A 3595-nucleotide genomic window follows, 5' to 3' on the forward strand; every position below is an offset into this window, starting at 1 on the left:
CTTCAACGGCACCCTCACCACAGCAGCCATCGTCATATGGCTCCGCGACACCGTCCAAGAGCCATCAGAAACGGCCTAGCCCCGCGGCACAGCGGCCAATTTGCAGGTTCGCCCGGACTGCGAGAACAGAGTGCTGGCATCGGGGCCTCCCGGGCTCAGCCACACCACCGGTCGACTTCAGCTCACAGGCGTTCCGTCTTGGACAGATCCGGACAGGGCGCTGAGCAGGCCGGACAGGCCGGGGCTGTCCGGGACAGAAAGATGCCGTTGAACCCTTCGCTGCTGCTCCAGCAGGCTCTGTAGCGCCATCCGGCGATTACACCCGTTGTCCGACTGCTTCGTCGGGGTGTCTTGCCGGGCCATTCGTAGACCTCTCACGGGGGATTTCGTGTTGAACATCAAGAGATCACTCGCCGCGTTGGCAGGCGTGGTCATGATCGGGGTGGCGGTGCCTGCCACCGCCGCCACCACCCAACAGTCGCAGTCGCAGTCGCAACTGGCTCAGGCGCTTCCTTCCACGATCTCCACGCTGACCTGGAACGTGTGTGGAACAAGGGACGGCTGCCCGAACAAGGAGAAGCCGCAAACGAAGGTCGATGAGATCAAGCGCCAGGTGGAACGCGATCCTTCGATCGGCGTGGTCATGGTCCAGGAAACATGCGAGGACGCCCATTCCAAGCCGCTACTGAAGGCGCTGGAGGATGCTTCCGGCAGCGAGTGGATCCTTCAGCACCGCACCGCCAACTTCGTCGGCACCACCAAGCCGATCAAGTGCGACATCCCCGGAACAGGCGGAGGCGGCGGCGGAGTCGCCGTCGCGATGAAGAAGTTCCCCGGCACCACGCCCATGCAGTGGAACTACACATTCCCGGGCACGCGTGGCCTGGAGCACGTGGATGGCGAGGCAGAAAAGCCCCGCACCAACTACACCACGCAGGGCATGGCCTGCGTGGGAGCCAACTCCTCGAATCCCGCGAACAAGATCGTGGCCTGCACAAGCCACTTCGTGCACACCGGAGTTCACCGGCAGCAGGCGATCCGCGCCGCCTCGGCACGGGACATGGCGGCCGAAGGCAGGAAGTGGCAGCGACAGGGCTACCGCACCGTCCTGGGCGGAGACCTGAACACCAAGGCCGGAAGCCCGAGACTGGCGCCCTTGCGGGCCTTCAGCTTCGAAACCGACGACGATGACCGATGCTCTACGTCATGGTCGGATATCGTGCCGGACCCGCGAGACTGCGGCAACGTTGCCGGGAAGATCGATCACATCTTTTTCGGGGACAAGGGGCTGAGGCACGTCGACGGCGACGTGCTGTACAGCGCCAGCGAAGACGGCACCTCACAGGCGTACGCGTCCCGAGAGGTGAGTGATCACTGGATGCTCAAGGGCACCGTACGGACGACGCGCATGTAGCAGTCCAGCAGCCAGGGCCTCGCTTCACCGGCGAGGGGCGCGATCCCGCGCTCCTCGCCGCCAGCGCGCGGAGAAGCGGAGGCCAAGCTCCAAGAAAGCCCCGTTCACCGACTGAGCCCGCGCTGCTTCGGAAGGTTGGTGACCGCGCTGCGTCGCGAGGGCAAGTTCGACCCGCTCCTCGCACTCCAACCCTGGCAGCGTTTCGCGAAGGACGTCGTAATCATCGTGGCCGGCACTTCAGTCCCCACTCGTGACCACCAGGTCACCGAAGGAAGCCCTCTAACTTTCTTCCAGAGAGAGCAGCCGCTCCACATGCTCCAATAGTTGAGATTCGATCTCCGGGGCGGCCCTGTGGAGGATTTCTTCCTCTCCGAGTCCGTACTCCTCATTGACCCGGGTGGTGAAGGCGAGCGAGCCCCCTGGGGGGATGATTTTTTCTGCCAGCCATTCCGCGAATCGGGCTGCTTCATGGCAGGTGACGGCACGGAGAGCAGCACCTTCCGGCTCTTCCTTGAAGAAGCCTTCGATTCCAGCGTCGTCGAGAGTGAAGCCGAATCGTAGGCGTCTGCTCGCAGGAAGAACCCCTTCGGGCTCGTCCACAGCGAGTGAGAACTCGCCGGGAGTGCGGTGTTCCAGTGCGCGCGTGAACTTTTCAAACGTGACCCCCCACGAGTCTCCTTCGCATGGAGTGAAAATGAAAAGTTCTTGTACCTCTTCAGGTGACTGCTGAGCAGGCTGTACTTCACTCATCGACTCTCCTCTCCTCGTCCGGTCTCCCCAGAAAGATCTCAGGGGGCGTAGCGCGCGTAGCCTTTGACTCCATAGGTTGCCATCATCACCCTCCAGTAGGGGACCGAATCCCGGTAGTCGGTGTCAACCTCCACTCCTCGCATCTCTGTGTTGCGTGGATCCTTCATCGCTGCGGAGTACTTGGCCATCTCCTCTCGGTCGTCATCGTAGAGGAAGCGGGGTTTCTTCGGTGGATCGCTCTGCAGGCTGTCAAGGGTCCGGAAGCAATTCTTCGGATCTCGAACATGTTTTGCCTCGACTGCCATTCCATCCGTCTTGCGGAAACCGTCCACCATGAGCGTGTTTTTGTCCCAGCTTCCCGGAGGTATGTGAACCTCGCGTTCAGGGTATCCGGCGACGCGCCTCTGGTATGCATTGTCCTGAGGGTTTCCGCCTGCGTAGTCGCCCTCTCGAAGTCCGTTCAGCCACGTGCTGAAATTCCCCTGCTCGGTGGAATTCAGAGCGGGGAAGCGAGGGTCCGGTGGCACGGGCGGCGCGATGGGGTCCTTGTTCGACTCGTTCGGGTTCCTCGGTTTGTATCCGGCGACAAGGATCGGTGGTACCCGGACGGGAATGCGCAGGAGCGGGGGGAGCCAGCCGGGTAGGCCGGGGATGCCTCCGCCGCCGTCCGGTGTGGGCATGGTGACCCGTGCCTTGGAGCTGTCCAGTGCGGGGGCGACGTTGCTCAGTTGCATGATGGTGTGGTCGCCGGTCACCTTGCCGTTCAGGCCGCCGTCCTGGCCGTTGCCGCCAAAGCGGGGGCTCTCCCAGATGGGCTGGGGGCTGCCGAAGAGCGGATCGCTGTCCTTGACCGCCTGTTCACGGGCGGCCTCGATGTGGTCGGCGTATGCTTCGCATGCTTTGGCGAGGGTGAAGCAGGCGGCCGGCAGGTTCGCCAGGAGCGAGTGTCCCTCGGAGACGGCATCCGGTGGGTCCATGTCCTTGCCGACGAACTTCTTGAAGAATCTCTCGACCGCATCGGCGGTGACACCCTCCTGGTCGAGAGTCGCGTCGTGCCAGCAGTCCCGGGCGCTGTAGAAGGCATCGGCCAGCAGGCCGCGCGCGAGGTACCACTTGTCCGCGACGTCGCGCAGTTTCCCGGGGTCGCCCCGGTAGCGGTCGCCGACCAGGTACTGGTCGACTCCGCTCGTCTCTCCGATCACCTCGGGTAGTTCTTCTCCGCTGCGGCTGGGGCGCGGCGAGCAATCAGGGCGAGCGGGCTGAGGCCCCACGGTGTTGTGGGGGCTCTCAGTGGCCTCCAGCAGGCGGGCCGCGACCTTGTTCTCGGTCTTGAGGAAGTTCTCCGCTGCGTCTACTGAGGTTTTCGGGTTGGTGTCGGTCAGGGTGGAGTGATGGCCAGTCCGGTCTCGGCCAGGCAGCCGTCGATGAGGT

At 63.5% G+C, this 3595-nt stretch carries 3 protein-coding genes; 1 reads left to right on the plus strand and 2 read right to left on the minus strand.

Annotated features, from left to right (window positions below):
* The first annotated feature begins 388 nt into the window (after positions 1-388).
* Positions 389-1414 carry an endonuclease/exonuclease/phosphatase family protein gene (locus ACYVOO_RS10275; protein ID WP_461015335.1) on the plus strand — a complete coding sequence of 342 codons (1026 nt, stop codon included), beginning with the start codon at positions 389-391 and terminating at the stop codon, positions 1412-1414.
* Between the two features lie 279 nt (positions 1415-1693).
* On the opposite strand, the gene ACYVOO_RS10280 is transcribed toward ACYVOO_RS10275, so the two are convergent.
* Both ACYVOO_RS10280 and ACYVOO_RS10285 read right to left on the minus strand, forming a co-directional pair.
* Positions 1694-2164, minus strand: a complete 471-nt coding sequence (locus ACYVOO_RS10280) for a hypothetical protein (protein WP_461015336.1) — start codon at positions 2162-2164, stop codon at positions 1694-1696.
* Positions 2165-2202: 38 nt separating this feature from the next.
* On the minus strand, positions 2203-3595 hold a 1393-nt coding region (locus tag ACYVOO_RS10285), incomplete at its 5' end, for a restriction endonuclease fold toxin-2 domain-containing protein (RefSeq protein ID WP_461015337.1).

The organism is Streptomyces daliensis (genome assembly GCF_054782395.1).

What these genes read in the sequence shown, in the direction of transcription:
- ACYVOO_RS10280 (WP_461015336.1), bottom strand. Translation starts at nt 2,164, where the DNA reads ATGAGTGAAGTACAGCCTGCTCAGCAGTCACCTGAAGAGGTACAAGAA.